5 protein-coding genes are annotated in these 4,591 nt (G+C 66.0%); all 5 read left to right on the plus strand.

Annotation, left to right across the window (positions count from 1 at the left end; genetic code table 11):
• Window positions 1–250: 250 nt before the first annotated feature.
• Window positions 251–730: a peroxiredoxin gene (locus tag OXU43_06655; protein ID MDD9824833.1), complete on the plus strand. Its 480-nt coding sequence runs from the start codon at window positions 251–253 to the stop codon at window positions 728–730.
• A 102-nt stretch (window positions 731–832) separates the two neighbouring features.
• Complete coding sequence (gene ccoN / locus OXU43_06660) at window positions 833–2,299, plus strand: cytochrome-c oxidase, cbb3-type subunit I (protein MDD9824834.1); 1,467 nt, start codon at window positions 833–835, stop codon at window positions 2,297–2,299.
• 21 nt (window positions 2,300–2,320) lie between these two features.
• Window positions 2,321–2,926 (plus strand): cytochrome-c oxidase, cbb3-type subunit II, encoded by a 606-nt coding sequence (gene ccoO / locus OXU43_06665; protein ID MDD9824835.1) that lies wholly within the window; start codon window positions 2,321–2,323, stop codon window positions 2,924–2,926.
• A complete protein-coding gene (locus OXU43_06670; protein ID MDD9824836.1) occupies window positions 2,923–3,165 on the plus strand; it encodes a cbb3-type cytochrome c oxidase subunit 3 in 243 nt (80 codons plus the stop codon). The genes ccoO and OXU43_06670 overlap by 4 nt, the downstream gene beginning before the upstream one ends.
• Window positions 3,162–4,163 (plus strand): c-type cytochrome, encoded by a 1,002-nt coding sequence (locus OXU43_06675; GenBank protein ID MDD9824837.1) that lies wholly within the window; start codon window positions 3,162–3,164, stop codon window positions 4,161–4,163. Before OXU43_06670 ends, OXU43_06675 begins: the two co-directional genes overlap by 4 nt.
• The last annotated feature ends 428 nt before the right edge of the window (window positions 4,164–4,591 follow it).

Genomic DNA, 4,591 nt, shown 5'->3' on the forward strand with positions numbered 1-4,591 from the left:
ACTTCGGGCTTGCGCCCTCGTCTTGCCGACTCCCCCTCAAGGGGGGAGTGATGCGTAAGAACCGCTTTTCTTGTCCTCGATTGCGTAACGGCAGGATTCTTCCCTGCGATTGCGTAACGCTCGGATGAGGAACGCCCCTGAGCGCACCCCAGCCAGCGCGCCCAAGCCAGTGCACCCAAGCCTGGCATTTGATACCATTCCGTACCGAGAGCCGGGCGCGAATGGAAGACTAAGGGGAGGCAGAAATATCATGAGCATACAAGTAGGCGAGCAAATCCCTTCGGCCCAGGTGACGATCATGGGCGAGGAGGGCCCGCGCATGGTGGATACGCGCGAGCTGTTCGGCAAGGGCAGGATCGTATTATTCGCCGTGCCGGGGGCCTTTACCCCCACCTGTACGGCGGCGCACCTGCCCGGCTACGTGGTCAACGCCGACAAGATCAAGGCCAAGGGGGTGGAGCGCATTTTCTGCCTGGCAATGAACGATGCCTTTGTCATGGATGCCTGGGGCAAATCGCAAAACGCCGAGGCAATCTCCATGATCGCCGACGGCAACGGCGATTTCGCCCGCGCCCTGGCCCTGACCCTGGACGCCAGCGGCTTCGGCATGGGAACGCGCTCGCAACGTTTCGCCCTGATCGCCGAGGACGGCATGGTGCGGCAACTGTTTCTGGAAGAAGGCACCGGCCTGGAAAACAGCGCCGCCGAAAAGGTGCTCGCCGCGTTGTGAGACGCGCCGCGAGACGCTTCGACCCGTGCCCTGCGCTTCCCTGCCCGGCCGCGTAGAAAGTATCGCCGCGTTCCATAACGCGCTCGGGGCGCAAGACCGGCAATGAACGCGACGGTGGAATTCTTCGAGGACCGGGTCGCCGCCGCCTTCGTTGCCGCCGCCGTCGTCTGGGCGCTGTTCGGCATGACCGCCGGCGTGTACCTCGCCGCCGAGATGGTGTGGCCGGCGCTCAACCTGGATCTGCCGTGGCTCACTTTCGGGCGCCTGCGCACGGTGCACACCAACGCCGTCATCTTCGGCTTCGGCGGCTCGGCGCTGATCGGCACCTCGTTGTACAGCGTGCAACGCACCTGCCACCGGCGCCTGTTCATGCCGCGGCTCTCCTGGGCAGTGTTCTACGGCTGGCAGGCGGGGCTGGCCCTGGCGATGGCGACGCTGTTTCTGGGGATCAACACCGGCAAGGAATACGCCGAGTTCGAATGGCCGCTGGACATCGCCGTGGCGCTGCTCTGGATCGCTTACGCCGTGGTGTTCTTCGGCACCATCGCCCGGCGGCGCATCCAGCCGATCTACGTCTCCAACTGGTTCTACGGCGCGTTGATCCTCGTGGTGGCCATGCTGCACGTGGTCAACAGTCTGGCGTTGCCGGTGTCGCTCGCCAAATCCTACCCGATTTACGCCGGCGCCCGCGACGCCGTGGTGCAGTGGTGGTACGGGCACAACGCCGTCGGTTTCTTTCTCACCGGCGGTTTCCTCGGGATGCTCTACTATTTCCTGCCCAAGCACAGCGGCTGCCCGATCTGGAGTTACCGCCTGTCCGTGGTCGCCTTCTGGGCCTTCGTCTATAGTTACATCTGGGCCGGGCCGCATCATTTGCACTACAACGCGGTCCCTGACTGGCTGCAGTCGCTGGCCATGGTGATGAGCCTCATCCTGCTGGCCCCGTCGTGGGCGACGATGGCGAACGGCATCATGACCCTCAAAGGTTCGCGGCGACCGTGGCGCACGGACCCGGCGCTGAAATTCATCGCCCTGTCGCTGGTCTTCTACGGCCTGGCCACCTTTGAGGGGCCCATGCTGGCGATCAAAAGCGTCAACGTAGTGAGCCACTTCACCGAGTGGACCATCGGCCATGTCCACTCCGGCGCGCTGGGCTGGAACGCCCTCGTAACCTTCGGCACGCTGTACATCCTGGTGCCGCGCCTGTACGGGCGCGAGCTGTACAGCGCGCGGCTGGCGAACCTGCATTTCATCCTTGCCCTGCTTGGCGTCTTGATTTACATCCTGGCGATGTGGGGCGCCGGCGTGACCCAGGGCCTGCTCTGGCTCAGCCTGGACGAGGCCGGCGAGCTCAAGCACGGCTTCACGCAAGTCATGGACGCCATGGCGCCGTACTACTTCATGCGCCTGCTGGCGGGACTGCTGTTTCTGGGCGGCGCGGCGACCATGGCCTGGAACCTGTATATGACCGCGCGCGGCGCCAGCACGGTCACCGCTTCGCCGGCGCCGGTCTCCCCGACAGCGCCGCCCGCGGCCCCTGCCCCGGCCGCCTCGCCGGCAACGGCCTGAGCCGCGCCGCCGGACCGGAACATGCTGGCACTGCACAAAATCCTGGAGCGGCACTCCGGACTGCTGATCTTCGGCATCCTGTTCGTGGCCTCGCTGGGCGGACTGGCGCAGATTATTCCCACCTTCTTCGACCGAGAGCTGGGCACTGCCGCCGCTGCGACCCAACCGTACACGCCGCTGGAGCTGGTCGGACGCGACATCTACATCCGCGAATCCTGCGCGTTGTGCCATTCGCAGCAAATCCGCCCGCTGCTGGCCGAGGTCAAACGCTACGGCCCGCCATCCATGCCCGGCGAGTTCGTCTATGACCGCCCGTTCCTGTGGGGGTCCAAACGCACCGGCCCGGATTTGCACCGCATCGGCGGCAAATACAGCGACGCCTGGCATGAACTGCATCTGCTCGACCCGCGCGCGGTAGTGCCCTCCTCCATCATGCCGGCGTATCCGTGGCTGGCCTCGCGCCCCGCCGACCCCGGCGGCAGCGTCGCGGACCGGATGCGCGCCCTGCAAAAGCTGGGGCACCCGTACTCGGCGCAAGACATCCAGGGCGCCGCCGACGCGCTGGCGGGCAAGACGGAGATGGATGCGATGATCGCGTACCTGCAATCGCTGGGACGCCGGCCATGACCCAGCTGATCCTCGCCGGCGACCTGCTGGTATGCGCCTTCATGGTCGGGCTGGCCGCCTGGCTGCTCACTCGCGGCGGCAAAGAGAAAAGCGAGGCGGCGGCGCAAATCCCCCTGCAAGACGAAGTGCCCGGCGCCCCCGGCAACCCGAATGTTCCCGGCAACGATGCCGCGCCCGGGCAGCCGGCCGCAAATCCTGTAGCAAGCACCAAAGAGAGTCCCGGAGCAAGCCCTCGATGAGCGCCTTCTGGAGCGGTTGGATCGCTGGCATCGTCGTCCTCAGCCTGATCGGACTGGCATGGCTGCTGGCAAGCGCCTACCGCTCGCGCCCCGGCGACGACGCGGCGGAACCGGATGCGGTATGGGACGGCACCCTGCGCGAGGCCAACAACCCCGCGCCGCTGTGGTGGCTGGCGCTGATCGTCGCCCTGCTCGCCTACACTGTGGTGTACCTGGTGCTGTACCCCGGCCTCGGCAACTTCCCCGGCGCCTTGAAATGGACTCGGCACGTGCAACTGGAGCGGCGCCTGGATGCCTACGAGGAACGCTACGGCGCACTGCGCGAGCGGTGGCGCGGCGCCTCTGTCTCCGAACTCGCTGCCGACCCACAGGCCATGCGCAGCGCCGCCGGCATTTATCAAACCCACTGCTCCGGCTGCCACGGCGCGGATGCCCGCGGACAGGCCCGGCTCTTCCCCAACCTCGCCGACGCCTCCTGGCAATGGGGCGGCGACGAAACGCAGATCGCGAACAGCATCGCCAACGGCCGCAACGGGCTGATGCCGCCCTGGGGCGCGGTGCTGCAAGACAAAGGCGTGGCGCAGGTAGCCGACTACCTGCTCGCCCTCGCCGCGGGCAAAACCGCCGCGGGCGACACGGGTGGCGGCGCCGGCGGCACGGCAACCGGCGGCGGCGATGCCAGTGGCGGCGATGCCGCCATTGCCGCGGCGGACGCCGCAACCGCCGCCGACAAAGACCCGCATAGCGCAGGGCGCAAACTCTACTCGCAGTTCTGCGTCGCCTGCCACGGCGCCGAGGCGCAAGGCAACCCCGCATTGGGGGCGCCGAATCTCGCGGACTCGGTATGGCTCTACGGCGGCGACGAAGAATCCGTGCGCCATTCCATTGCCCTGGGCCGCGTCGGCGTCATGCCGGCGTGGAAAGAGCGCCTGGACGAGACCCAAATTCGCTTACTGACCGCCTGGCTGGCGAATGGGGCACAGACAGCGGAGGATTAAACGGGTTCAAAAATGCCCACAAGCACCCAATGATACGAATAGGCGCTCATGACGTGTCAGCATATCCAGTATCGTCAAATTTGTGCATTAGGTACGCCTGCCTGTGCGCCTCATTCTTCCCATCACTCTCCCCTTGAGGGGGAGCCTAGGCGGCCCTTGCGGTTCTCCTGGGCGGTGGGGTGTAGCAAGCGCTTTCGATGCTCCCCCCACCGGCGCGACTTCGGGCTGGCGCCCTCGTCTTGCCGACTCCCCCTCAAGGGGGGAGTGGTGCGTAAGAACCGCTTTTCTTCCCTTCGATTGCGTAACGGCTTGAGGCGGGGCGCAAGCCGTTACGCAATCGGGAGGAAAAGATTCCCATCCCCGCCATTCCTCCCCTTTACCCCGTCATTCCGGCGAAACAGTCTGTGTAAAAACCCTATGGGCATCCA

Source organism: Gammaproteobacteria bacterium, assembly GCA_028817255.1.
Classification (GTDB): Bacteria; Pseudomonadota; Gammaproteobacteria; order Porifericomitales; family Porifericomitaceae; genus Porifericomes; species Porifericomes azotivorans.

Bases quoted from the DNA above. Each gene is read 5' to 3' on its own strand.
- OXU43_06675 (MDD9824837.1), top strand. From the start codon at position 3,162: ATGAGCGCCTTCTGGAGCGGTTGGATCGCTGGCATCGTCGTCCTCAGC.
- OXU43_06670 (MDD9824836.1), top strand. From the start codon at position 2,923: ATGACCCAGCTGATCCTCGCCGGCGACCTGCTGGTATGCGCCTTCATG.
- ccoN (MDD9824834.1), top strand. From the start codon at position 833: ATGAACGCGACGGTGGAATTCTTCGAGGACCGGGTCGCCGCCGCCTTC.
- ccoO (MDD9824835.1), top strand. From the start codon at position 2,321: ATGCTGGCACTGCACAAAATCCTGGAGCGGCACTCCGGACTGCTGATC.
- OXU43_06655 (MDD9824833.1), top strand. From the start codon at position 251: ATGAGCATACAAGTAGGCGAGCAAATCCCTTCGGCCCAGGTGACGATC.